Below are 25,857 nucleotides of genomic sequence, written 5' to 3'. Positions count from 1 at the left end.
TGCCGATGTACCTGTACGTCAGCGGGGAAGCGATGCACGGGTGCGCAACGCCATTCGAACCGCATTCCGTCCTCCGGCGCGAGCAATCGCGCCGGAGGGTTCTCACACGATTGGAATGAGTGTGCAGCGGATTCCGGATCTCGATGACGCACTTCAGGACCTCTCGGAGTCGGTCGGGCGGCGACTGGTGCTACTCGACGACGGAATGAGGGTTGCCGGCTACTCAATCCACGAGAGCGAAAGCGACCGCGCTCGCATCTCCCATATCCTGGCGCACAGCGACTCCTGGCCGACGCCGAGCACGGCTACACATGAGCACGTCATCGAGCATCGTCAAGAACTCGGAGACTGTCTCTTCATCCGATTGACCGACCGTGACCGGCGCATCGTAGGGCACCTTTTAGCCGTCCTCGGTGACGCCGGTCCGCCCAACTCTGGCGACCTAGATCGCCTCTTGGATTCGGCCAGAACGAGTCTCGGCGTCCTGTTAACTCTGCGGGCCTTCTATGCTGAGCGCGACATCGCCCGTGCGCGAGGCCTCACGCATGACCTCATCCTCGGTGGTCCCGACCAGCGAACTGCCGCTGCCGAGGCCTTGTTGGCCGAGCGCTTCCTGAGTGCCTCTGGCCGCTACTGCGCGGTTGCACTCGGCGTCGACCCTCGACGGCAGGAGTCGCCCGAAGCCGACACGGCCGCGCTGGCAGTGTCCACGACCCTCAACTTCGTCGCGCAGACCTCGACCGCGTCCGTCGTCGGCACCGCATTGCCGGACGGCGTCGGTGTTCTGGTATTTCCCCGGCCCGTCGTCGTACCACGCTTGACGCGGATCCTCGAGCGTCTCCAAGTGGTGGGCGTGCGCGCCGGTATAGGGCCGTTAACCGACCTCAACCAGGTCTACCGCTCCTTCGAGCAGGCACGGCTGGCGTGGCGCGCCTCCTGCTTCGACCCTGATCACCATCCGATAGTCCTAGAGGTAGAACAGGCCGGCCTCGACGCCGTCCTCTCGCGGCTACCGCTGGAGAACTTCACAGCAGCGGATCTTCCACCGGCCGCGCACCGCGTGATCACCGCCGGCTTCGCGCACGACATGCTCCGGACACTCGACTGCTACCTCGACCATGGCGGCGATGCCCAGCACACGGCACGCGCCTTGCGCATCCACCGATCAACCCTCTATTACCGCCTCGACAAGATACGCGATGCCATCGGGGGCGACCTACGGGACGGCAGGTTGCGGCGGGACCTGCACACCGGACTGCGCATAGCCAAACTGTCCGGTCTGGCCAATTGGTGAGGCGTTCCCTCCGCGCAGCTGTAGGTTCCACGGATTGGTGTCACTCCCAGCGCTTCCGACGGTTTCTCAACGTCGTGTCAGTGCCTGGTTCTCACCGCACCGGATGTGGTTCCGGCAGAACGGGTGGGGCTGCCGCCAAGAAAACAAGCGATTCCGAGCCCCTACCGAGAGTCGGATCACGTCACTCATGGTTTGTAACCGGCGTCGGTAAGCGCCAATGCGGATCATGGCCGTCCAGAGCTCAGGTCCCGTGTCACTCATGATTTGTGCACACTCGGCCTGTTGCCTGACGGCTACCGGTTGCGTGCTGGCAGGTGGCGGGCAACTCGTCGGTCGTCAGACCTGCGAGGTGGCCGGATTCTCGTCCCACCGGACGTTTCGGCGACCGGCTTGTCGGCCCGACGAAACGCTTCCATATGATGAGTGCGTCGGGCGCGCCGGTGTCCGCGAGTCGCGAAACCGGGTCCGGTAATCCAGGTCACCGCTTGGTGGAACGGTGTGCGCTCGCCGACATCCCACCTAAGGACACGCCACATGAGCCGGAAAGGCAGACAAGCGCAGTGAGCACAGTGGAACTGGCCCAGTGGAACTCCGAGGAAGCTCTCGCGGAGGCGATGATCCCGATCATCGGCGGCCTGCACCGCAGAAGCTCGGTGACCATTCTGCTTCACAGTCGCTCCCTGGTGAACAAGTCGGTCATCAGTATCCTGCGGACCCATCGTTTCGCCCGGCAGATCAGCGGCGACGAACTGTCGGTCGAGGAGACGTTCCCCTTCCTCGAAGCGCTGACTCACCTCAATCTTCGGCCCTCGAAGATCGACCTCGGACTGCTGGTGATGGCCTATCGCGCCAACGGTGACGGAGCGTCGGTCCCAAAGTTCGTTGCACGGAGCCTCGCCGACCTGGTCGGCGGCGCCCAGACGAGTCCCGCACAGCCGCAGGACGTGATCCTGTACGGATTCGGGCGTATCGGTCGCCTCGTCGCTCGACTGCTCATCGAGAAGGCCGGCTCGGGCAATGGGCTGAACCTGCGTGCCGTGGTGGTCCGCAAGGGTGGCAGCGACGATCTGACCAAGCGCGCATCGTTGCTGCGCCGTGACTCCGTCCACGGGCAGTTCAACGGCACGATCAAGGTCGACACCGACAACAACACACTGATCGCCAACGGCAACGTCATCAAGTTCATTTACAGCAACGACCCGGAGAGCCTCGACTACACCGAGCATGGCATCGACAACGCCATCCTGATCGACAACACCGGAATCTGGCGCGACCGCGACGGACTGTCGAAGCACCTCCGCCCCGGTGTCGCGAAGGTGGTGCTCACCGCGCCCGGCAAGGGCGACGTCCCCAACATCGTGCACGGCGTCAATCACCGCGACCTCGACCCGAACGAGCAGATCGTGTCGTGCGCGTCCTGCACCACCAACGCCATCGTCCCGCCGCTGAAGACCATGGACGACGAATTCGGTGTGTCTCGAGGCCACGTCGAGACCGTGCACTCGTTCACCAACGACCAGAATCTCTTGGACAACTATCACAAGGCCGACCGTCGTGGTCGTTCGGCGCCGTTCAACCTCGTGCTCACCGAGACCGGCGCCGCATCGGCGGTCGCCAAGGCGCTCCCCGAGCTGAAGGCCAAGATCACCGGCAACTCGATCCGCGTTCCCACTCCGGACGTATCCGTCGCCATCCTCCACCTTCAGCTGGGTCGGGAGACCACCAGGGAGGAGGTACTCGAGCATCTCAGCCAGGAGTCGCTCACCGGAGCGCTGAGCCGGAACCTCGACTACACCGCTGCAACCGATGCCGTGTCCAGTGACTTCATCGGTTCGCGCGCCGCGTGCATCGTCGACGCGAACGCGACGATCGTCGACGGCGACACCGCCATCCTCTACGTCTGGTATGACAACGAGTTCGGATACTCGTGCCAGGTGGTGCGCACTGTCCAGTACCTGTCCGGTGTGGAGTACCCCATCTACCCCGCGGTCGACGCCGCGGATGCGATGTCCGTGGGCTGACCGGCGGCACCGTAGGTTCGCGACGCCCGGGCCGAGCAGTGGCTGCTCTCCCGGGCGTCGTCGCGTATTCGGTGGGCCTCGCCGCTGAAAGCTCATCGTTCGTATGGTTCCCGACGTTGACATTTTCCGGCACCGAGGGCCCGTCGATGATTGCTTGGATGGAGATTGAGTTGCGAGGAGCCGCGGACGGCGGTTGCGCCTTGCGTGGACGTAACCGGTGGAGCTGGCACTGAGCGGCGTCGCAGAAATGGGACATCTTCCCGCGGAATCTCCGAGACAAGTGTCGTGGAAGATCTTGAAATTCCCAGGTCGAGCGGACAAGTGAGTCCGGAACCTACACCGATCCCGACGGACAGGTCCACCCGGGGACATACTCGATGTTGGTGCATGGTGACGGGTGGTCGACATAGGTTGCGTAACAGGCGATTACAGGTTCTTCATTCATCGCATCACAGCACTCACCAGCGATCCACTGGCCAGGCCCGTGTCAGCGGGTTTCACTTCAGATGCCGGTACAGCGTCGTACGACCGACGCCGAGGATCTCGGCGATGTCGACGAGGGGCATTCCGTTCTCGCGCATCTTGTGCGCTTGCCGGATCTTGTTGGCGGTCATCTTCGGTGGCCGGCCGCCGATGCGTCCGCGTGCTAGGGCGGCCGCGAGACCGACCTCGGTGCGTTCTCGGATGAGATTGCGTTCGAACTCGGCGAGGGCGCCGAAGGTCGAGAAGATCAGTTTCCCCCCGGAGGTGGTGGTGTCGATCGACTCGGTGAGTGAGCGGAATCCGATGCCGCGCTCGTCGAGATCCTCAACGGTCTGCAGCAGGTGGGGGAGTGACCGGCCGAGACGGTCGAGCCGCCACACGACGACCGTGTCACCTTCGCGCAGGTGGGAGAGCATGTTGTTGAGCTGGGGGCGTGATGTTGTCGACCCGCTTGCGGTGTCTGTCCACACGCGCGAACAACAGAACTGACAGGGCTATGTAAGGGTCTCGACCGCCGAGCAGACCGCCGATTCGCAGAGAGACGCTCTCAGCGCCGCCGGCTGGGCTGTTGCAGCTTGGGAAGAACCTGCTCAATGAGCGTGGTGACGACGCGGTCGCGATTCGCATCGTCGGCAGCGAGTTGAATCAGGACGCTCTCAGCACCCGCGTCCTCGAATTCCCTGAGCCGTGCGACTATTTCCTCAGGCGTACCTACAGCGAGGTACTTATCTGCGAGTGGCGCGAAGTCCTGCTCGTAGCCCTCACTCACCACGCGGATACCGTGCTCCCGAGCCCAGTCACCGTCTTCGTCGACACACGTCCAGATCAGAAGTGATCCCGTCACCTCGTCTCGAGACCGGCCAAACTCCTCGGCCTTGTTCTTTACCTCATCGAGTCCAGTCTGCAGCGACTCCGGGGTCGACATGTATGGGAGCCAGACGTCCGCATATCGAGCGGCGCGACGAAGAGCACCGGGCTTGCGTCCACCGAGCCAGACCGGTGGTCCACCTACTTGAACCGGCCGCGGGTAGAGCGTCAGCCCGTCAACGGAGACGAATTCACCCTGGAATGTCGTGGGTCCCTCTGTGAACAGACTCTCCATCAAGAGCAATGACTCTTCCAAACGACGGAATCTGGTGGCAGGGTCAATTCCAACGGCATGGAACTCAGGGGGAAACTCGCCACCGGCTCCGACGCCGAAGTCGAACCGGCCGTTCGACACCTTGTCGAGCGTAGCCACGAGTTTCGCGGCGATGGCGGGCGGATAAAGCGGGAGGAGCGCTATCGAACTTATGAGTCGAATGCTTTTGGTCGCACCGGCCGCAGCGGCGAGATGGATGAACGAGTTCGGCGTGGGCCCATGGAAGAACAGATGCTCCCCACATCCGAAGTAGTCAAAGCCGCCAGCCTCGGCGGCTTCCGCTTGCTCGACGATCCGTTCCGTCGAGGGAGACGTCAGTCCGACCCGCATGAATATTCCTTCCTAGTATTTCGCTCGCCGACATATGACCCAGGCGCGTTCGTTGTCAAGGGTCATGCCCCAGCCTTCCTGCTCGATACGACCAGCCTGCTCTCGAGCCGCCGGGCGGCGGTCGGTCGTGTTGTGACCGCCAACACATGTGAGCATCTCTTGCTCAAAACATTCATTTCTGGTCCATTCTCTTTACCCGTCTCTCATCAGGAGGCGGGAAACTGACCTTATGCAAGACGGGTGATGCCGGCGTCGATCTAGCGTCATCGCGTCGGACGGCTTTGCAGGTGCTCAGGCATCGACTGGGGCCATCAATCGTTTGCCGAGAAAAGGGCTTGCGCTTCGTCGCGTGCACGTCCGAACACGCCGTACGAGAGCATCCCCCCGTCGATGACGAACTCGCTGCCCGTCACGAAGCTGGAATCGTCTGACAGCAGGAATGCCACCAGTTTCGCGATCTCCTCGCCGGCGCCCTTGCGGCGAATCACCATTGACTTCATCAGGGATTCCTGCCAGGCCGCGGCCATCGCAGCCCATTTCGGTTCGGTCTGCATCGGAGTGTCGAACAGACCCGGGAGTACGCAGTTGACGCGAATGTTCGAGGGGCCGAGATCGTTCGCCGCACTCTTGGTCAGGCCCCGCACTGCCCATTTGCTTGCCGTGTAGGCAACCGAGTTGTGGGCGACCATTCCTGCCAGCGATGAGATGTTGACGATGGACCCGCCGCCAGCGACACGCATGGACTCCGCCACTGCACGCATGCCGTAGAAAGTTCCGTCCAGGTTGACGGAGATGACCTTTCGCCATTCGTCGTCCGTCGTCGCCATCAGTCCGTCTCGGTTTCCGACGGCCGCGTTGTTCACCAACCCGCGCAGTGGTGGCAGATTCGAGTCGATGTGGGAAACGAGCGTCTCCCACCCTTCCACCGAGCTGACGTCCAGCGTCCACGAGCACGCCGACCCTCCGCTCGAAACGATGTCCGAAACCACCGATTCGGTGGACAGGACGTCCGCCGTCACGACGAAGTATCCATCCGCCGCCAGCTTCTTGGCGTGGGCTTCGCCCATGCCCCTGGCTGCACCCGTGACGATAACCGTGGAATTCATCATTCTCCTTCGATATCGTGTCGGAAACTTTCTTGCCGATCAGGACTACGCGCGCAGGTGCGGCCAAGCGACGACCTGCTGCCGGGCACGACCGCCCTGACGATCAACCGCTCACGGCAGCGCTCCGGCTCGGAAGGCCGCCCTTCAACTCACGTTTGAGGAGCTTTCCGGTTGCGGTCATCGGAAGCGAGTCGACCACCTCGACCACCCGCGGATACTTGTAGGCAGCCACCCTCTCCTTGCACCACGCGATGATCTCGTCCGGATCCGCGACCTCACCCGGCCTGGGTATGACGAAGGCGTGAATCTCCTCGCCATGCGAAGGGTGCGGCGCTCCCACCACAGCGGCCAGCGAGACGGCAGGGTGCGTCAAAAGAACTTCTTCGATCTCGCGCGGATACACGTTGAACCCACCTCGGATGATCATGTCCTTGGCCCGGTCGACGATGTAGTACCAACCGTCAGCATCGCGCCGGGCCAGATCACCCGACCGGAACCAACCGTCCGGGCCGATCACCTCGGCAGTGGCCTCGCCACGCTTGTAATAGCCTTTCATCACGTTGTGGCCCCGAATCGCAATCTCCCCGATCGCGTCGGGAGTCCACTCGATCGGCTCCCAACTCCTCGGGGCGATCAACTCCATGTCCACACCGGGAATGGCGGGACCAATCGAACCCGGACGCGCCGGCGTGCCGAACGGCGTGAAGCTGGCCAAAGGTGACGTCTCCGAAAGCCCGTAACCCTCGGCGATGACGACACCGAACTTCTCCTCGAACTCACGGTGCACCTCGACTGGAAGTGGCGATCCGCCCGACGCGGCCACGCGCAGGTTGCGGGCAATGCGCTCCACGTCGACCGAACTTCGGCCTCCGCCAGGCCGAAGCGCCCCCAACAGACCCCAATACATCGTCGGCACACCGGCGAAGAAGGTGATGTCCTCCTTCTGCAGCAACTCCAGAGCCGCATTCGCCTCGAACCGGGGCAGCATGACCAGCGTGCCACCAAAGGCTGCCGCGGCATTCTGGACGGCGGTCTGACCGAAGGAATGGAACAGGGGCAGCACGCACAGGTAGCGGTCAGGGTCGTCCTCCGAGAGACCGAACAGCTCCTGGCAGGCGAGAGCGTTGTCCCGCATATTGCGATGACGCAGCTCCGCGCCCTTCGGGTGACCGGTCGTCCCGGACGTGTAAAGGATGACGGCCGTGTCGTCCCCACTGGTCTCGACCGTGTCGAAGGAGCCGGGCTGATCGACCCATGCCTGCGCCAAGGTCGCCACTCCCTCCAGGGGAGACGTTGCGTCCGCATCCGCGGTGATCACCACAAGATCGCGACAACCAGCCGCTGCAGCGAAGCCGTCCTGCGCCTCCTGGGCCATCGGCAGATCGGCGGTCCCCTCGAAAACGAACAACGCCACGGCGTCGGAGTCCGTCAGGTGGTAGGCAACTTCGGGCGCCTTGAGCAGCACGTTGAGCGGCACGACGGTCGCCCCCGCCTTCAGGATCCCCCAGTAGACGACGGAGAACCACGGCACGTTCGGGCACATCAGCGCCACCTTGTCGCCGGGCTCGACCCCCTTGCCCACCAGCAGGTTGGCGACGCGGTTCGCGGCCTGGTCCAGGTCGGCGAAGCTGGTGCGCTGGTCCCCCAGCACGACAGCTGTGCGACCAGGATGCCTAGCCGAACTGCGCTCGAGCAACGAGGCCAGGTTGAACGGCGAGGCGGTATGGAGGGTCATTGGCTGCCCGCCGCCCAGTTGCGCAGGTCAACCTTCCGGATCTTCCCGACAGGCGTCATGGGCATCTCGTCGATCAGGTGGATGTCGTGCGGAACCTTGAACGAGCTCATGCTCTTCTCGCAGTAGGCGCGAATGTCGTGCTCCGTCAGGTCCGAGTCCTCCGTCAGGACCACGTACGCAACGGGCACCTCGCCATAGATGTCATCGCGGCGACCCACCACTGCGACGCTCGCGACCGAAGGAATGTCTCCGATGACTCGCTCGACCTCCAGTGCGGCGACGTTCTCGCCCTTGACCTTGATCATGTCCTTCCGGCGGCCCTGGAAGCGGACGTTGCCTCGCTCGTCGATGGAACCGAGGTCGCCGGTGCGCAGCCACTCACCCTCCAGCGCGGCCTCGGTCTCCTCCGGCTGGCTCCAGTACCCGAGGAAGACGCCAGACCCTGCGATCTGCAGCTCCCCCGTCTCGTCGAAGTCGGCGAGACTTCCGTCCTCGCGGACGATCCGAACTCGATATCCGGGGCACACCTGACCGATGCTGTTGTCGGCGGGCAGCTCACCTCGGTAGAACATCGACCTGGTGGCAGCCCCCGTCGACTCCGTGAGTCCCCAGTGGTGAGCGAGAGTGACGCCGAACCGTTCCTCGATGGCCAGCACCTCGTCCCTAGCCAGGGGCATGCCGAACAGCATCCGATCGATGTTGTGGTCGCGATCAGTGTCCTTGCGGGGCTCGCGCAGGAGCAGCCGCAGCGTCTCGGCAGAGAGGTTCCCGACCGTGGCTCGATAGGCCCTCGCGATGGTCCAGTAGGCGCGAACGCTGAAGCGCCGCAGCACCACCAGGTCGGACCCGGTCGCAACGGTGGCGAGCAGGTGGATGAACAGCGCATTGGCATGGAAGAGGGGAAGGACGCAGAGCATGCGGTCGCCTCTGGCCAACCTCATCTGCTGGGCGTTCATCTCGCCTGCGGAGACGAGTGAGCGATGGGAGAGCATGACGCCCTTGGGGCGACTCGTCGTGCCCGACGTGTACATGATGACAGCGACGTCGTCCCACCGCGCCGCAGTCGCTTCGCTCGGTGAGCTCGACGTCCCCGGATCCTTGCCCAGGACCCACGTCATCGATCCGTCGTCCTCCACCAGCAGAAGCGGCACCTCCAGTCGCCGGCAGATCTCCTCCGCCTTCTCCTGGTGTGCCTTGTCGACGACGACGACCTTGCAACCACTGTCCTGAATCGTGAACTCGAGCTCGTGCGGGGTGTTCTGCACGATCGTCGGGACGACCGTTGCTCCCGTCATGGTGGCACCGAGGAAGCCGGCGACGAACGGAAGTCCGTTGCCCATGTGCAGGAGCACGCGGGTGTGGGTGGTGGCACCCACCTGGTCCAGCTCTGCCCTGACCGCCTGCGCATGGGCGTCGACGTCTCCGTAGGTGACGATCTGCACCTGACCGAAGTGCCCCTCGCGTCCCGGCAGGTGGTTGCCGTCGAGGAACTGGATGAAGAGCGAGTCGCGGGAGCGTTGGACTCGTTCGTTCCAAAGATCGGCGACGGTCCCGAGTGGATAGCTGGGGACATCCGCAACCTGACTCATGTTCACACTGATCACTCCTCTTGATCTCAAAAACTGGGTTATTCGCGGTGGTGGCGTGCTCATCGCGGTGTCCATCGCTCCAGGCACGCGACGAGATCCGACACATCGGCTGAGCGAGCCGGCTCAGCCGGCATCGAGAAGCGCGGGGCTGGGCCCGCCTGCAGGCGACCATCGACCATGGACAAGGAGCGACGAGCGACCACGTGCGGGTGCTGGGCCGCCTCGTCGAACGTGAGTACCGGCGTCACGCAGGCATCCGTCCCCTCGAAGGTCTGCTGCCAGTGGTCCCGGGAATGCTCCGCGATCAAAGCGGTCAGGCGCTGCTCGAGAACGGGCCAGCAGGACGCGTCCATGTGGTCGGGGAACTCCTCAGGGTTCAACCCGACGCCCTCGGCGAGCATCTCGAAGAACTGTCTCTCCATGGCGCCGACGGCGATGAAGCGTCCGTCGGCGCAGCGGTAGGTCCGATAGAAGGGCGCACCACCGTCGATGAGATTGCTCTCGCGCCGGTTCGTCCAGCCCCAGCTCGGCTCTGCGCGCAGATCGAGGATCAGCTGGCTGAGGACCGAGACGCCATCGACCATCGCCGCGTCGACCACGTCGCCACGCCCGGTTCGTTCGCGCTGCAGCAGCGCTGCGGTGACACCCAGGACGAGGAACATCGAGCCCCCGCCGTAGTCGCCGACGACGTTGAGCGGCGGAATCGGTCGGTCGGCCGTCCCGATCGCATGCAGGAGGCCGGTGATCGAGAGGTAGTTGATGTCGTGGCCCGCGGTCTTCGACAGTGGTCCGGTCTGGCCCCAGCCTGTCATCCGCGCGTACACGAGCCGGGGATTTCTCTCCAGGCAGGCCTCCGGGCCCAGACCCAGGCGCTCGGTCACCCCCGGGCGGAATCCCTCCACCAGGACATCGGCCCGCTCGACGAGGTCGAGGACGGCGTCTCGGTCCTGTACGTCCCGCAGGTCCGCGACCACGTGCCGACGTCCCCTCAGGACTGCCTCGTCCGACGTGGGCGGCTGACCAGGTCGGCTCACCCTGACGACTTCCGCCCCGAGGTCGGCAAGGATCATCGCGGCGTGCGGCCCGGGCCCGATGCCGGCGAGCTCGAGGACGCGGATGCCGTCGAGTGGCCCGGTCACGGGTACGTCCCCACGAGCTCACGTCGTCCCGCTGCTACGCGGGATCCTCGGGAGGTCACGTCCGCGATGCCGGCGTCTGCACCTGCAGTCCGGCACTCCATGTCTCTCATGCTGCCTCCTGGTCGAGTTCGTTCGTTCATGTCGCGAAGAGCTGCGGGCACCCGTCGCACGCGTCCCCGGCGGTGCGGGCGCAGCCCCATTCGCACGTCACTGCGCCCGCCACCGCCTCGGAACCGAGAGGACGGGAGGATCAGCGTGAGGGGTTGTGCATCGTGGTGGAAACGCTCATGCGCAGGTCCGCCGTGAATCCGCCGTCGACCGTGAGGGTGGTGCCGGTGACCCATCGGGCTCGCTCCCCGGCCAGGTACAACACAGCTTCGCCGACATCCCAGCCGGTGCCCTCGGTCCGTAAGGGGACCATCGCGGCCCGCTGGCGGCGGGCCTCGTCGGACAGGCCTTCGGCCGCGACCATCGGGGTGTAGACGATGCCGGGGGCCACTGCGTTGACCCGGATGCCCTCCGGGCCATGGGTCACTGCCATCGACCTCGTCAGCGACAGGACCGCACCCTTGGTCGCGGCGTATGCGGGACGGGGGTGGCTGATGGTCCCGCCCAGTGACGACAGATGGACGATCGAACCGCGGCCCGCGGCCCGCATGTGCGGAATAGTGAACTTCGACATCAATATCATCGATGTCAGGTTGAGGTCGACGAGGCGCCGCCAGGCTTCGATATCGAGATCGACGACGTCGTCGGGCGGGCCACCGACACCAACGTTGTTCACCAGCACGTCGACGCCGCCGAAACGCTCCAGCGTTGCCTCGACGATGTTGCGGCACGCCGTCTCATCGGTGACGTCGGCGACCACGGGCAGTGATTCACCGCCCACCTGCGCGACCAGGTCGATGGTCTCGTCAAGTCGGTCGGCCACCGCGTCCACCAGGACCACTCGGGCACCCGCCCGGGCGAGCAGCACCGCGGCTGCTCGCCCGTTACCGATACCGGAGGCCTGAGCGCCCGCACCGGTCACGATCGCGGTGCGGCCCTGCAGGTCGTCCCCGACGTATACGGGAAGGTCCAGACCCGGCTCTCGTCGCTCGGTCATCACTTCGCTCCTGCCGAAACCAAGCGCTTGTCCTCCAGGGGCGGTTCGTCGGCGAAGGTGACCTCCACCTCGAGCAGCGTGCCGCATCCGGGGCACAAGAACTGTCGGAAAACCAGGTCGACGTCGTCGCAGTATGTTGCGGGATCTTGCCAGACTCTGTCGGTATCACCGAGAGGTCGCTCGAAGATGCGCATTCCCGTCTTGTAAGACTCGCCCGGATCGGCCAAGTGTGTCTGGCACCGTCCACACGCGGCCGCCCCCTCGGGTGACACCGTTATGTTCTCGTCGAGCCACCGATGACCGTCGGGGAGCACTCGATCGCCAGCGGACATCGGCTCGTGACCCAGGCGGTCCCGTCGGATACTCGCGCGCAGCCGGGCTGTGGCGTCCTCGTCCACACTCGACGCAGATGTCGGGTTCGACGGCTGCAAGAAGACAACTCCGTAGACGTCGCGCGCGTGGTCGAGAGTGACGAGGCCAGCATCGACATCGTCGGCGACCGCCGCGAGATCACGCTCGAGCGGATCGCCGTAACCACCACCTCCAGACCAACCGATGCCATAGACGTCGTCGAGGCCGACGGGAAGCATGACCGATTTAGGGTGCGGCCATTCATGCGATCCGGACAGGTCGTCCAAATCAGCCGGGACTCGACCAGCGGTCAAGCGGTCATGGATATCCGAGTCTCGAACAAGCTGGTAGTAGGAGGACTTGGCGGGCCACCCGCCATTCAATCCGGCACCGTTCGGAGTCGCCAAACCGGAGCTGAAGCACATTGCGAACATCGGGGCCGGGGTTCCGTGCGGAACCACGGCGGACGCCGCCCCGGTGCCTCCGCGGAACCGACCCGGGCCACCGCTGTCTGGCAGTTCTTTGCGGTACAGCCACAGCAACGGCTGATACCACTCCTGAGCCTCGACGTTGGCGATCTGACACCCCGGGCTGAGCGTCATGCCTGCCGCGTCATCGCCGTCCGCCCACGACCTGGCACCGGTTCCGCCTGCCGCTTGGTCGAGCGACAACGCCAACGTCCCGTTGCCGTTTCGGTCCAGACCACCGAGACACTGCGCCACCCATCCGCCGTTCGAGACGCCGAACAGTTGCTCCTTCATCTCTGCCGGTCCAGCCGCCAGCATCTTCGAAATCAGGACGGTCGACGAGTTGATGCACGTCCACCCGCTCTGGCTGCCCCCACCTCCGACGGCTGCGGGGAACTGGGCCGCGATGATGGACCCCGGCGTGAACGAGAAATCCAACACGCGCAGGATCGCCCCGGTCGCCCAGGGCAGATCGAAGCACAGGAGCGGAAGCACGGAGGCGACGATGGACGCTTCACTCAGCGTCCGTGTGCAGTTGAAAAAGCCTTTCTGGGGATCCGTGCCCGTGAGATCGAAACTGAGTCGATCACCGATCTTCGTCATTGTCATGGGCAGGCGGTACAGCCCACGATCTCCGGCACCGGAACTTTCCCACAAGTGCAGGTGCCGCCACGTGCCGTCCGGAAGTGCGGCTAGCCGCTCTCGTAACTTCTTCTCCGTCGAATCGAGGATCTCCTGGATGACAGCGGCGACAGTCACGCTCCCGTACGTTGCAGCCAGTTCCCTGATCCGCTGGTCTGCCACCGCCGTGGATGCGACGAGTGCACGAAGATCCAGCGCTCCGGACAAGGGCATACGCGATCGGCGAAGGAACATGTCCTCGACATCGCTCCTGACGACGCCGCCCTCGAGGTACTTCATCGGCGGGATCGGCAGGCTTTCGCTGAAGACGTCCTCGGCGTCGGGGACGAAGCTCGACGGGTAGCGGCCGCCGAGATCGACGAAGTGAAGGGTGGTCACCGTCCAAGCGAACAACTGTCCCTCGACGAAGATGGGTCGCAGCAGCGCGGTGTCGTTCTGGTGTGCGGATCCGACCCAGGGATCGTTGACGAGGAAGGCGTCGCCATCCCGGATCCCCGGATTGGCACTGCGGTTCTCCAGCGTCCACTGGATGAGACGTTGGACCGCCGTGCCGTGAATGCTCATGTACGGCCCGAGACCGAAAACGTCGCCCCGCGCATCGGTGAGGGCCGTGTTGAAGTCGTAGGCCTCGGTGACGATGATGGATCCCGAGACCTTCCTCGTCGTCGCGCCGGCCTCGTCGTTGATCTGGGCAAGTTTGTTCGAGACCACGGCATAGGTCACCGGGTCGTTCGAGTGGTCGTCGGGAACGGTGAATATCGGCAGACTTGGGTCGATCTCGAGGTCTTCGCGCAGCTTGGCCCGTGACTCGTAACGATCGGATCCTGGGATGGTCATGTCTACTCTCCTAGGCGCTGGTGATCAGGTAATTGCCGTACTCGTCCACTGCCAGGTCTTGACCAGGGTGAAGCGCGACTGTGGTGGTCGGAAGTTCGACGACAGCGGGTCCCTGCAGGCGGCTGCCGGCAGACAGGTCTTCGGCGCGATACACGGCGGTGCTGAGCCTCTTACCGGCCTCGAACCAATACACGTCTCGATGTCCGAACGGTGTCGGCCGCGGATCTCCCGGCGGCAACTTAGGCAACTGGGGCTTCGCGCGAACTCCGTAAGCCTGGACTCGGAAGTTGACCCACTCGATGCCGGCTTCCCGGACGCCGCTGCCCTTCCCGTAGAGGTGCTCGTAACGTTCCTCGAACGCGGCGACGACCCGAGCGAGACTCTCCTCGGTGACCGCTCCGTCGGGGACGGGGATGTCGACCTCGTGGGTCTGACTCGCGTAGCGCAGCTCGCCGACACGCTTCATCACGCGCTTGTCCGGTTCGATCCCGTCGACACCGAACCGGTCTTCGGCCTGCTTCTCGAGAAGCTCGAAGGCTTCACTGATCTGCGCCGCCTCAAAGGGCGCCAGCTGCGGGCGGGACATCTGATGTGTGTGGTGGATGTCCGCGCCGGCAATACCCCATGCGGAAAACACCGAGGCGAGTGCACCGCCGGGGACGATCATTCCCTTGGTCTGGAGCTTTGCGGCGTACGACGTGCCGTGCAGCGGTCCGCCGCCGCCGTAGAGGAAAGTGGTGAAGTCTCGGGGGTCGTGGCCCCGTTCCACGGTGTGCTGCCGAATGCAGTCGGCCATGTGGTTGTCCGCGATCTCGACGATTGCTGCTGCTGCCGAGTCGACGTCGAGTCCGAGCGGCTCGGCGATCTGGGTACGGATGGCGTCGTACGAGGCTTGCCTGTCCAACTTCATCGTCCCGCCGAGGAAGAACTCGGGGTCGATCAGCCCGAGCACCAGATCAGCGTCGGTGACCGTGGGGCGCGTGCCGCCTGCTCCGTAACACACAGGGCCGGGGCGTGCGCCGGCGCTCTGGGGGCCCACTGTCAGGTGTCCGCTGGATGTGTCGACCTGAGCAATGCTGCCGCCACCAGCGCCGATCGAGACGACATCGACGATCGGCAGGTAGAGCCGGTGCTGGCGCACCACCGCGGCGGGAGTGAGTGAAGGCTGGCCCGACACGATGAGGCCGAGGTCGAACGTGGTGCCACCGACGTCCGTGCAGATGATGTTGTCCAGACCCAGTGCATCACCGATCAGCTTGGATCCCAGTACTCCGCCTGCCGGACCTGAGCCGATCAGGTTCACCGGGCGCTGCGCCGCGCGCTCACTTGTGTCCAGGCCACCGTTGCCCTGCATCACCAACGCGCCGTTGGTCCCCAGCCCCCCCGCTGTGAGGCGAGAATTGAGCCTCTTGAGGTGTTCGGCAGCAATCGGTGCGAGCGCTGCGTTGTAGGCGACCGTCGCCATTCGTTCGTACTCGCCCAGCTTCGGCACGAGTTCGCTGGACAAGGTCACCGGGAGGTGGGGCGCAACATCGGCGCAGAGCTCTTTGATGCGCTGCTCGTGGGTGTCGTTGCGGAACGACCACAACAAGCACACGGCGATCGAGTCGACTTCCAGATCGAGCAGGGACTGGACGGCATGCTTCACAGCCTCCTCGTCGAGAGGGGCGACGATCGTTCCGCTCCAGTCCACTCGTTCGGGGATCTCACGAACGAACCGCCGACTTGGCGGAACGAGGGCTGTGGGCTTGCGCCGCTGGGCGAACCAGTGCATCTCGTCGCTGGTGAAGCCGTTCGTGCGGCTTCCCGCGCGGGCGATGTCCAGCGTGCTTCCGAAACCCTGTGTCGTGAGCAATCCGATCCGGCCGACGTGACCAGTCGTGACCGCGTTCACCACAATGGTCGTCCCATACAGGAACGTCGAGGTTTGCGACAGCAAATCCGAGACTCCGAGTTTCCCGGCAGCATCCCCAACACTGTCGAGGACGCCCTCCACAAACTCCGGCGGAGTCGATGGGCGCTTGCCTACCGTGACCGCGCCAGCCTCGTCGACCACCACCGTGTCGGTGAACGTGCCACCCGTGTCGGTCCCGATTGAGTACACCATTTTTCTGCCTTCCTCTCGCCGGGCACAGCCCCGCGTTCAGCCTCGAGTAACTTGCCGATATCTTGATGCTGAATTTCTGTTCACCAATAATGAATTTATATTCCTGCCCTGTCAATCCCCGCCACGCTCTTCGGTGGTGTGCGCCAGGCCGTTCGTCCCCCCGGAGATCGATAAGCGTGCTAACCACCTCTGATGCGTTCGATCAGTGTTCGACTTACAGCGCTGCCGACAAGAACCTCACACGTACTCGAGCAGTGAGGTGGCTAGCTCGTAGCCCAACTGCGCTCCGCGCTAAGTTGGACGTTCGGCCGTTTGATGAAGGCACCGTCGTATACGGCTGCCGCCGTGCCGTCTGCCTCGGGCCTCGTGCCTCGTGCCTCGTGCCTCGTGCCTCGTGCCTCGACCGCATCAACCGCATCGAGCGGCCAGGTTCCGCCGCTTGGAGGAGTCCTTGCTTCTCATAAGGAGCCTGTTTACGGGCGCACCGACGACATTTCAGGGTGAGTTCGTGTCCGTGGACGGGCTGACCCTATATCCGAAGCCGGTGCAAACGGGTGGACCACCGGTGGGACTCGGGGCCCGTAGGCCGGGTGCGATCCGTCGCGCGGCTCGGTATGCGGACGTCTGGCTCCCGCACATGACGCCCCGGGAGTCGTGCTGCGGACGGGACTCGATGAGATTCCCGTACGCTCGGTATACCGGGGCTCTGCCACCACACCACTGTCGGAAAGACCGGGCAGGTGAGGTTGCCCCTTGAGGGTGGACACCGGATTTCATGCGGCAACTGGCGAGACCCGAGGGGAAGCCGTAGGTGGCGGCGAACTCGTGTGAGCCGCGGATCTAGTCGATCAACGCCAGCAGTTCGCGTCGCCGCGCCGGCGCGGCGACGGCGTGGTGCGCCGGGACCGCCAGTCGTAGTAGGTCGAGGCCGCCACTTCAATACCCGCAGTACGAGACCGACCGAGAAGCCATGGTCATCAATGAAATTCATGACCTTCTCCGGGTCGGGTCGATCTCCGACGCGAAATACGTCCACCCATCGCTCATTCGCGGGACTCTTCCAGGCACGGTGGACCTTTTCACCTAGTTGAGTGACTCAACAAGGAGATCCGCCGCCGCACCGACGAAGTGGGGATCTTCCTAACCTTGACCCAGACGCGCGCACCGTTCGAATGATCACGGAGTGCATCGGATCACCGCTGCCGAACCGTTACGCGTACGACGACATGGTGCGCGACCGACCTAGCCACCTAGCGACCTAGCGACCTAGCGACCTAGCGAAGGCTAACTACTGTTAGGCACTGGCACCACGTCTGATGCCGCGACACACGAGTTTTGGTCTCCACCCAACATAAATACTCTGCGCGACCTGCTGGCCGGGCCTAGACGAAGAGACTAACCACTGTTAGTGTTTTCGATATGACTTTGAGTGAGACACACCATCGGGCGCCGATGGACCTCGACCATCTGGTTGATGCCCTGGAGAACGCGAACATCCCCGCTCTCAGTGTGGTGACGTATCAACTCACCGGCGACCGTCGTTGGATCTCGGACGCCTTCCGCCCCACGCGCGCCAAGGGTATGGATGAGAATCGGAGCGGTGGGCTGTCGGAGGCGGCGCAGGCGGAGGTTCGGCGTGGTGCCTATGACGCGATCGTGGCGTGGGCGGACGGCGCCGAGATCGCCGTGCCGCAGTTGGTGGGTGACGAGCTGATCGAGATCCTCAGCTTCATGAACGGGGAGGAGGTGCCGCCGGAGTACGAGGACATGATGTCGGAAATGCTCGGCTTCGCCCCGGACCAGGCCGAGGCAGATCCCGTGGACACCGGCGCTCTCTCCGTGCTGGTCATCGGTGCAGGGGTGTCCGGCATGCTGGCGTCCCTGCGCCTGAGCGAGGCCGGGATCCAGCACGTCGTTGTCGAGAAGAACAGCGAAGTCGGTGGCGGCTGGTGGGAGAACACCTATCCCGGGGCCGGGGTCGACACCCCTAGCCATCTCTACTCGTACTCCTTTTTCGACCGGGACTGGTCGACGTTCTTCGGCAAGCGCGACGAGGTCCAAACCTATCTGGCTGACTTCGCCGACCACTTCGACCTGCGGCGCCACATCCAGTTCGACAGTGAAGTGGAGAGCCTCACGTTCGACGAGAAAACCAGCACCTGGACGGCCCGGGTACGGCGGCGCTCCGGTGAGGTCGACGAGATCGTCACCAACTTCGTCATCACCGCGGTGGGAGTGCTCAACCGACCGAAGCTGCCGAACATCGAGGGGTTGGACGTCTTCACTGGAGACATCTTCCATACGGCCCGCTGGCCCGAGGGGCTGGACCTGACCGGCAAACGGGTGGCGCTTGTCGGGGCCGGCGCGAGCGCCATGCAGGTGGGGCCCGCGATCGCGGATCAGGTCGGCAGCCTGACGGTCTTCCAGCGATCACCCCAGTGGATCGCACCGAATGCCGACTACTTCGCGCCGGTCGGCGAGAGTCTGCACTGGCTGCACAGGAACGTACCGTTTTACGCCCGGTGGTACCGGGCGAAGTTGAGCTGGATCGTCAACGACCGGGTGCACCCGACCTTGAAGGTCGATCCCGAGTGGCCGAAAGATGGGGCGTCCATCAACGTGGTCAATGACGCTCACCGCCGGTTCTTCGAGCGCTATATGGCCGAGGAGTTGGGGGACCGGCAGGACCTCATCGAGAAGTCGACTCCCAATTATCCTCCCTTCGGCAAGCGGATGCTCCTCGACAACGGGTGGTTTCGGATGCTTCGACGCGACAACGTCGAGCTGGTGACCGAGGGGGTGGTCTCCCTGGACGCGACCGGTTTGACCGACAGTGCCGGCACTCGTCGCGAGTTCGACGTGGTCATTCTCGCCACCGGATTCGAATCCACGCGGTATCTCTTTCCCATGGAAATCACGGGCCGAAACGGGATGTCCCTCACCGAGATGTGGAAGGACACGGACGCTCGTGCCTACCTGGGGATGACGGTCCCGGGAATGCCCAACCTGTTCCTCGCTTTCGGACCGAATACCGGTTTGGGCCACGGCGGAAGCATCATTCCGATCGCTGAGTGGTATGTGCGCTACATCATGCAGGCGCTGACGCACGCTGCGGCCACGGGAGCCACCACTGTGGAGTGCCGACCGGAGGTGTACACCTCCTACGGAAAGGCGGTCGACCGCGCCCACGACGAACTCGTGTGGACCGATACCAGAATGACCAACTGGTACCGCAACGAATCGGGACGAGTAGTCGCCGTCATGCCCTGGCGCATCGTCGACTATTACGCGATGACGCGTCATCTGAACGTCGAGGACTACACGTGGCGCTAGTCACGTGAACGAATCCAGCAGCACTGGCTGCTCGACGGTATGGAGTTGCCTCACGACCTGTCGTGAGGCGAGGCAACTCCATACCGAGTTCCCGGGTAGACGCTGAACAGGATTGAAGATGCCCACACCTGATGCTCGACGCTCTGACCGCCGTCGCGGCGGTCACGCTCCGATGCTGCCTCCCCGAATCGATCCGGATCTCGATGGCTGGCCTCGAATCAGCCTGCCCGCCCGCGGTAGGTCCTGGAACTTCGTACCCAGCCGATCGTGCCACAACTCCTGATGAGCGCCAATCAGACGGAGAACGCGCACCGGTGCGAGTGGGGGCGCATCCGCGCTTGCGAACGGAGGAACAATGACCCGTCAAGACCAAGACCTGCTTGATTTCGCGAGCCAATGGTTGCCCTACGGAGGAGCCCGGCGCGAGGACATACTGGTGAACTTCGGGATGACCCCTGCGCAGTTCAATATGCGCATCCACCGGATCTTGACCTTCGTCGCTGCGAGATCCATCGCTGATCACGTTCGGGAGAACCTCAAGGCGACCTATTCAATTCCCCCGAAGGTAGGTTCGCGGCGCGGAGCGGTCGCGGCTAGCCCAGCCGGGCGGAGCCCTGTTGCCGGTTAGATGCTAGGTGGTCACCGTCCTGTCCGAGGACTCCGCTAGTCACCTGATGTGGAACCTCGCACCCCGGACACAAACGCTCACAGATTGTGCCATCGGCAAGCCCCCGGCGCCTGACGCCCGGTCGTCCCAGGCGATCCGCCCGCGCACGATCAACTGCGTCGCCTCCATTCAATTGCCCCGCCGCACAATCCTCTACAGATTGGACCTTCATGACCGCCCCTGACCGCATCCTGATCGTCGATGGCGCCCGCACACCCGTCGGCAGCTTCGGCGGCGTCTTCAAGGACGTACCCGCCCACGAACTCGGCGCGACCGCCGCGAAGGCAGCCCTCGACCGGGCCGGTGTGGCTCCCGACGATATCGGTGAGGTCGTGATGGGCTGCATCGGTCAGGTCGGCCCCGACGCCTACAACGCCCGGCGGGTCGCACTCGCCGCGGGCCTCCCGACAAGCACCCCCGCGTACACCGTCAACCGACTGTGCGGCTCCGGTCTGCAAGCAGTATGGTCCGCAGCCATGCAAATCCGCTGGGGCGGGCTCGACCTCGCGCTGGCCGGCGGCAACGAGAACATGTCCCGGATGCCGTTCTACGACTTCAATGCCCGAGCCGGTTACAAGCTCGGTGACCGCCAACTCGTCGACGGCACCGTCGGAATGCTCACCGACCCCTTCCACGGCATCCACATGGGCGTCACCGCCGAGAACGTCGCCCGCAAGTACAACGTCAGCCGTCAAGAGCAGGACGAGTTCGCCCTGCAATCGCAACGACGCGCCGCCACCGATGCCGCGAAAGCCGCGTTCGCCGAGGAGATCACCCCCGTCGACGTCGGCGGCCGCAGACCGGCCACCATCACCACCGACGAGCACCCCAAACCCGAGACCACCCTCGACACCCTCGGCACCCTGCGCGCCGCCTTCGAGAAGGGCGGCACCGTCACCGCAGGCAACTCCTCCGGCATCAACGACGGCGGCGCCGCCCTCGTCCTGGCCCGCGAATCGACCGCACACGACCGCGGCCTGACCGGCCTGGTCACCCTCGAGGCCGTCACCACCTCGGCCCTCGAACCCGACGTGATGGGCTACGCCCCGGTCCTCGCCCTGAAAAAGCTCTTCGAACAAACCGGAACCACCCCCAGCGACATCGACACCATCGAACTCAACGAAGCCTTCGCCGCACAGGCCGTCGCCGTCATCCGCGACGCCAAACTCGACCCGGACAAGACCAACCCCTACGGCGGCGCCATCGCACTCGGTCACCCCGTCGGCGCCACCGGAGCCATCCTCACCCTCCGGGTCGCAAAAGACCTCATCCGCCGCGACCTCGAACTCGGCATCGTCACCATGTGCATCGGCGGCGGCCAAGCCCTCGCCGCACTAGTGCGCCGAGTCCACTGACCCTCACGCGCGAGTGTGATCGTCCCCGGCTCGGCCGACCGGGGCGATAACTTCCCACCTGTTACCGGCCGTCGACGCCCGACGTGACCTAGAGTGTAAACGCGTAAAGCGTTATGCACGACGACCTTCGGGTGACTCGGTTTCAGGTGTTGTCGGATGCGTAGAGGAAAGTGATCGCGGAAACGTTGCCGGCCCCTACGGGCCAGGCGTGCTCATCCGTTCGCCGATACCCGGCCGATCGTCGAAAGCATCATTTGCCGGTACCGACGCATGGCTCGCTTGGCGCGACGTTCCGCAGGTGTTCAGCCCATGGCGGACGATCTGGTCCTGGCATCGGGGCGGCTTGCCGGTGACGGTACCTGGGAACGGGTGCTCGAACGGCTTCTGACCGCGACCGGCGCGGCCGGGCCCTTTCCGTTCCTCGGCATCGAGAAGGTGCTCAGGCAGCGGCAATTGACGAATCCGGCCCAGGGGTCGAGGAAGAACCCCGCGGTGTGGGCGATGTCGTCCGGTTGCAAGATGCGCCGAACCGGGACGGAGTCGACGACACCTGTTTGGTGCGTTCGGGATCGTCTGCATTGGTGAACAGTTGCGCAATACTGTTCGAGCCGATTCTGATCTCGCGGTGCGGGCAACAGCTGACCTATCAGCGACGCGAGCCGTCCGTGTCATCGAGGAACGCCACCATGGCAAACGCGGGTCCGTGTGTGAGCACAGGGAGAACGAGCTGACCACCAACAAGCTCGCTAGGGGACGGTCGAGCTTACCTCCTGCGCGAGATCGCGGCCGCGTCACGCGTGGTGCCTGTCGCAGTCCAACTCGACATCGGCCTTTTGCACCGCAGCCTCGACCAAACCAATTGCTTTGTCGGAGACCTCTCCTCGGAGGTGTTCGGCTAGGCCGTCACCCCGTCGCAGGTTCAACCTTGAGAACCTGGACACCAGATTTCTGGATCAGCTCGACCGCGATACGACAGACCTCTTCGACGTCGCCTTGATAGCCCAGGAGGCCCCCGATCCCCAGCCTGATGTAGTCATCGGCGAGCAGATCGACGTCCATGTCAGGGCGGTACCAGCCGCTGATGCCGTTCAGCATGTCCATCAAGGCGGTCGTCGCCAGACCAGGATTCAGCGTGTGGAAATCTCCCGCGCGGTGGCCAGCGATGATCATGTCGCGTACCCGACGCTGATAGTAGGTGCGGTAGTCCAGCACGTTCCGACGGTGCTCGTCCGTGAGCGCCTTCAACTCAGCCAACGTCACGAGATGTTCCGTTCGCCTGACTGCGACGTAAGATATTTGGGCCCGGATCAGAGCAGCCAGTCGGTCGACGGCTCGACCTGGCGCATCGAGAATCGAGATGTAACCCTCGACGGTGTCGCGCGTGACCGACAATGCGATCTCGTAGAGGATCTCCTCTTTGGATGAGAAGTGGTTGTAGAGACTAGCGCCCTTGATACCCACAGCCGCTGCGACATCACGCATACCCACTGTGTGGTAGCCGCTTGTGGCGAACACCTGAGCTGCCTTGGTGGCAATCTCGAGACGCCGACGAGTCTGCCGACCAGACGTGCCGTTGACAGACGCGCCGTTGGCGGATGGGGTCGCCGACGGCTCGTGGATGCCTGTCTCCATGTCAAGCAGCCTTCCGTTGTGAGGGCAGCGGGAGAGTCGCCTCGCAATCGTCCACCGGCATCGTTGGGGGTCGCATGGCCAAATTCGCGCTGCCGGTTCGCGGCGACCAGGTCAACCGGTCATTTTACCTCATTGCCTAGTCCATCCCAGTAGGGCTCGCGGAGCGTGACCTTCTGCAGTTCCCGGTCGCCGTAACGCCGGCAACCTGCAAACCCTCACCACGCCGACGTCCTCAACAACGGCGCCAGCTACCGGCTGTCCCCGGCACGATCAGATAACCCCGACTACCCGAAACACTGGCGGGTCTCCTGATCTCAGGTACCTAAACCGCGTCGCACGACCCAGCACCTCAGCGGCTCAGCGGCTCAGGTCGACCACGATTCGTCCGATCGTCCCGGAGCCGACAAACGAGTCCAAGCACGTGGGCAGCTCGCTCAGTGAGATCGTCCGAGCGATCGAGTCGAGGGCCTTGGGCCGCAGTTCGTCACCCATCCGGCGCCACAGTGCGTGGCGCAGTTCATGGGAGAAGTAGCCGGTGTTGATGCCGATCAGACGGATTCCGCGGAGGATGAAGGGCAGGACCGAGGTGGGCAGATCGTTCCCGCCGGCGTTTCCGAAGGTCGCGACCGCCGCGTGTCGTTGGGCCGTGCTGAGTAGCCAGGTGAGACTCGGGCCGCCGACGCAGTCGATCGCCCCGGCCCATTTGGCGGATTCGAGCGGCCGCACCTGTTGGGGGATGTCCGTGCGCGGCAGGACCTGGGCGGCACCCAGCCCTCGCAGGTAGTCGACCTGGTCGAGCTTGCCGGTGACAGCGGTGACTTCGTACCCCAATCGGGCGAGCATGGCGACAGCCAGGCTCCCAGCACCACCAGTTGCTCCGGTCACCACCACGGGTCCGTCGCCAGGACGAACTCCGCTCGACTCCAGCTCGTGCAGGGCCAGGGCGGACGTGATGCCCGCTGTACCCAGAGCCATGGCATCCCATTCGCTCATGCCCTCGGGGAGTGGCACCGCCCAGTCAGCGGGGACGCGTGCCCATTCGGCGTAGCCACCATCGTGGTCCTCGCTCATGCCGAAGCCCGTGACGAGCACGCGATCGCCTTGTCGGAAGCGGGGGTCTTCGGAGGTCTCCACGACGCCGGACACGTCGATGCCGCCCACGAGCGGCACACGTCGCGCGATCTTTGCACGCCCGGTGGCGGCCAGCACGTCTTTGTAGTTGACGCTCGAGTAGGTGGCTCTGATGAACAGCTCACCACCCCCAAGTTCGTCGACGGGCACTGTGGTGAGGGATCCTCGGACACCGCTGCCGGTCTCCCGCAAGACGTAGGCACGGCTCATCGGTAGGCAGCCTGACCGGTGAGCGCTTGACCGATGACGAGCTGATGGACCTCGGAGGTCCCCTCGTAGGTCAGCACCGACTCCAGATTGTTGGCATGGCGCATGATCGGGAATTCCAAGGTGATCCCGGCCGCTCCAAGAATGGTCCGGCACTCGCGCGCGATCGCGATGGCCTCGCGGGTGCTGTTGAGCTTGCCGAGGCTGACCTGGCGGTGGTCGAGGGTCCCGGCGTCCTTGAGCCGTCCGAGGTGCAGCGCTAGCAGCATGCCCTTGCCGAGCTCCAAAGACATGTCGGCGATCTTGGCCTGGGTGAGCTGGAAGCTCGAGAGAGGCTTGTCGAAAATCTCCCGATCGTTCGCGTAGGCGATCGCCGTCTCCAAGCAGTCCCGAGCCGCACCGAGAGCACCGAAAATGATGCCGAAGCGTGCCTCGTTCAGGCATGACAGCGGTCCGGAGAGCCCGGTGACACCCGGCAGCACGGCCGATTCAGGGAGACGGACGTTGTCGAGCACCAGCTCGGAGGTCACCGACGCACGCAGCGACATCTTCTTCTTGATTTCCGGCGCCGAGAATCCGGGCGTGTCCGTCGGCACCACGAACCCGCGGATGCCCTCGTCGGTTTGGGCCCACACGACGGCGACGTCGGCCACCGAGCCGTTGGTGATCCACATCTTGGTGCCCGACAGCAACCAGTCGGTACCGTCCCGCTTGGCGCGGGTGCGCATACCAGCCGGGTTGGAGCCGAAGTCCGGCTCGGTCAGGCCAAAGCAGCCGATCGCCTCGCCTGCGGCCATCCGGGGCAACCATTCCTGCTTCTGTTCCTCCGACCCGTGCTTCCAGATCGCGAACATGGCCAGCGAGCCCTGCACGGACACCAGGGACCGAAGTCCCGAATCACCGGCTTCGAGCTCCATGCAGGCCAGGCCGTAGGCCGTCGCCGTGGTGCCCGCACAGCCGTAACCCTCGAGGTGCATCCCGAGGACGCCCAGTCCACCGAGCTCCTTGGCGAGTTCGCGGACGGGTATCGATGCCGATTCGTACCAGTCGGCCAGCTGCGGCTTGATTTTGACCTCGACGAACTTGCGGACGGTGTCGCGGATCGCGATGTCGTCTTCCTCGAGGAGCGCGCCAGTGTTGAAGAAGCCCAGAGGGGACTGCGGATCGGTGGCCATGTCTAGTCCT

At 64.3% G+C, this 25,857-nt stretch carries 19 protein-coding genes; 7 read left to right on the top strand and 12 right to left on the bottom strand.

The genetic code is table 11. The features are described 5' to 3' along the window. The first annotated feature begins 115 nt into the window (after nt 1-115). Nucleotides 116-1,294, top strand: a complete 1,179-nt coding sequence (locus tag ACFVJ3_RS15695) for a PucR family transcriptional regulator (RefSeq protein ID WP_378452886.1) — start codon at nt 116-118, stop codon at nt 1,292-1,294. Nucleotides 1,295-1,854: 560 nt separating this feature from the next. Beyond that, nucleotides 1,855-3,315 carry a glyceraldehyde-3-phosphate dehydrogenase gene (locus tag ACFVJ3_RS15690; protein ID WP_378452885.1) on the top strand — a complete coding sequence of 487 codons (1,461 nt, stop codon included), beginning with the start codon at nt 1,855-1,857 and terminating at the stop codon, nt 3,313-3,315. Between the two features lie 497 nt (nt 3,316-3,812). Here ACFVJ3_RS15690 and ACFVJ3_RS15685 read toward each other — a convergent pair whose 3' ends face one another. From ACFVJ3_RS15685 to ACFVJ3_RS15645, 9 genes are all read right to left on the bottom strand, one after another. Next, nucleotides 3,813-4,268: a recombinase family protein gene (locus ACFVJ3_RS15685; protein WP_378452884.1), complete on the bottom strand. Its 456-nt coding sequence runs from the start codon at nt 4,266-4,268 to the stop codon at nt 3,813-3,815. A 77-nt stretch (nt 4,269-4,345) separates the two neighbouring features. Next, nucleotides 4,346-5,269, bottom strand: a complete 924-nt coding sequence (locus ACFVJ3_RS15680) for an LLM class flavin-dependent oxidoreductase (protein ID WP_378452883.1) — start codon at nt 5,267-5,269, stop codon at nt 4,346-4,348. 311 nt (nt 5,270-5,580) lie between these two features. After that, complete coding sequence (locus ACFVJ3_RS15675) at nt 5,581-6,375, bottom strand: SDR family NAD(P)-dependent oxidoreductase (RefSeq protein WP_378452882.1); 795 nt, start codon at nt 6,373-6,375, stop codon at nt 5,581-5,583. A 103-nt stretch (nt 6,376-6,478) separates the two neighbouring features. Continuing rightward, a complete protein-coding gene (locus ACFVJ3_RS15670; RefSeq protein ID WP_378452881.1) occupies nt 6,479-8,110 on the bottom strand; it encodes a long-chain fatty acid--CoA ligase in 1,632 nt (543 codons plus the stop codon). Then, nucleotides 8,107-9,699 carry a class I adenylate-forming enzyme family protein gene (locus ACFVJ3_RS15665; protein WP_378452880.1) on the bottom strand — a complete coding sequence of 531 codons (1,593 nt, stop codon included), beginning with the start codon at nt 9,697-9,699 and terminating at the stop codon, nt 8,107-8,109. The genes ACFVJ3_RS15670 and ACFVJ3_RS15665 overlap by 4 nt, the downstream gene beginning before the upstream one ends. Before the next feature lie 59 nt (nt 9,700-9,758). Beyond that, complete coding sequence (locus ACFVJ3_RS15660; protein ID WP_378452879.1) at nt 9,759-10,838, bottom strand: CaiB/BaiF CoA transferase family protein; 1,080 nt, start codon at nt 10,836-10,838, stop codon at nt 9,759-9,761. 250 nt (nt 10,839-11,088) lie between these two features. Further along, complete coding sequence (locus ACFVJ3_RS15655; protein ID WP_378452878.1) at nt 11,089-11,943, bottom strand: SDR family NAD(P)-dependent oxidoreductase; 855 nt, start codon at nt 11,941-11,943, stop codon at nt 11,089-11,091. Beyond that, nucleotides 11,943-14,240: a hydantoinase B/oxoprolinase family protein gene (locus ACFVJ3_RS15650; protein WP_378452877.1), complete on the bottom strand. Its 2,298-nt coding sequence runs from the start codon at nt 14,238-14,240 to the stop codon at nt 11,943-11,945. The genes ACFVJ3_RS15655 and ACFVJ3_RS15650 overlap by 1 nt, the downstream gene beginning before the upstream one ends. A gap of 10 nt (nt 14,241-14,250) precedes the next feature. Next, entirely contained in the window at nt 14,251-16,347 is a 2,097-nt protein-coding gene (locus ACFVJ3_RS15645; RefSeq protein WP_378452876.1) for a hydantoinase/oxoprolinase family protein, read from the bottom strand. A 373-nt stretch (nt 16,348-16,720) separates the two neighbouring features. Here ACFVJ3_RS15645 and ACFVJ3_RS15640 point away from each other — a divergent pair, with 373 nt between their 5' ends. The 5 genes from ACFVJ3_RS15640 to ACFVJ3_RS15620 all read left to right on the top strand — a co-directional run bounded on the left by ACFVJ3_RS15640 (nt 16,721) and on the right by ACFVJ3_RS15620 (nt 22,287). Further along, nucleotides 16,721-17,104, top strand: coding sequence for an LLM class flavin-dependent oxidoreductase (locus ACFVJ3_RS15640; protein ID WP_378452875.1), 384 nt, complete (start codon nt 16,721-16,723; stop codon nt 17,102-17,104). Nucleotides 17,105-17,766: 662 nt separating this feature from the next. After that, nucleotides 17,767-19,680 carry a flavin-containing monooxygenase gene (locus ACFVJ3_RS15635; protein ID WP_378452874.1) on the top strand — a complete coding sequence of 638 codons (1,914 nt, stop codon included), beginning with the start codon at nt 17,767-17,769 and terminating at the stop codon, nt 19,678-19,680. 355 nt (nt 19,681-20,035) lie between these two features. Further along, the gene (locus tag ACFVJ3_RS15630; protein WP_378452873.1) at nt 20,036-20,308 is read left to right on the top strand and encodes a DUF3263 domain-containing protein; all 273 of its coding nucleotides are present in this window, start codon (nt 20,036-20,038) and stop codon (nt 20,306-20,308) included. Between the two features lie 209 nt (nt 20,309-20,517). Continuing rightward, on the top strand, nt 20,518-21,702 hold the full coding sequence (locus tag ACFVJ3_RS15625) for a thiolase family protein (RefSeq protein WP_378452872.1): 1,185 nt from the start codon (nt 20,518-20,520) through the stop codon (nt 21,700-21,702). A gap of 309 nt (nt 21,703-22,011) precedes the next feature. Continuing rightward, on the top strand, nt 22,012-22,287 hold the full coding sequence (locus ACFVJ3_RS15620) for a hypothetical protein (RefSeq protein WP_378452871.1): 276 nt from the start codon (nt 22,012-22,014) through the stop codon (nt 22,285-22,287). Nucleotides 22,288-22,605: 318 nt separating this feature from the next. On the opposite strand, the gene ACFVJ3_RS15615 is transcribed toward ACFVJ3_RS15620, so the two are convergent. From ACFVJ3_RS15615 to ACFVJ3_RS15605, 3 genes are all read right to left on the bottom strand, one after another. After that, entirely contained in the window at nt 22,606-23,334 is a 729-nt protein-coding gene (locus ACFVJ3_RS15615) for a TetR/AcrR family transcriptional regulator (protein WP_378452870.1), read from the bottom strand. A gap of 357 nt (nt 23,335-23,691) precedes the next feature. Then, the gene (locus ACFVJ3_RS15610) at nt 23,692-24,675 is read right to left on the bottom strand and encodes an acryloyl-CoA reductase (protein WP_378452869.1); all 984 of its coding nucleotides are present in this window, start codon (nt 24,673-24,675) and stop codon (nt 23,692-23,694) included. Beyond that, complete coding sequence (locus tag ACFVJ3_RS15605) at nt 24,672-25,847, bottom strand: acyl-CoA dehydrogenase family protein (protein WP_378452868.1); 1,176 nt, start codon at nt 25,845-25,847, stop codon at nt 24,672-24,674. The genes ACFVJ3_RS15610 and ACFVJ3_RS15605 overlap by 4 nt, the downstream gene beginning before the upstream one ends. Nucleotides 25,848-25,857 lie beyond the last annotated feature (10 nt).

The organism is Rhodococcus sp. NPDC127593 (assembly GCF_042671975.1).
Taxonomy (GTDB): Bacteria; Actinomycetota; Actinomycetes; order Mycobacteriales; family Mycobacteriaceae; genus Rhodococcus_F.
This window is presented reverse-complemented; position numbering and strand designations above follow the sequence as displayed.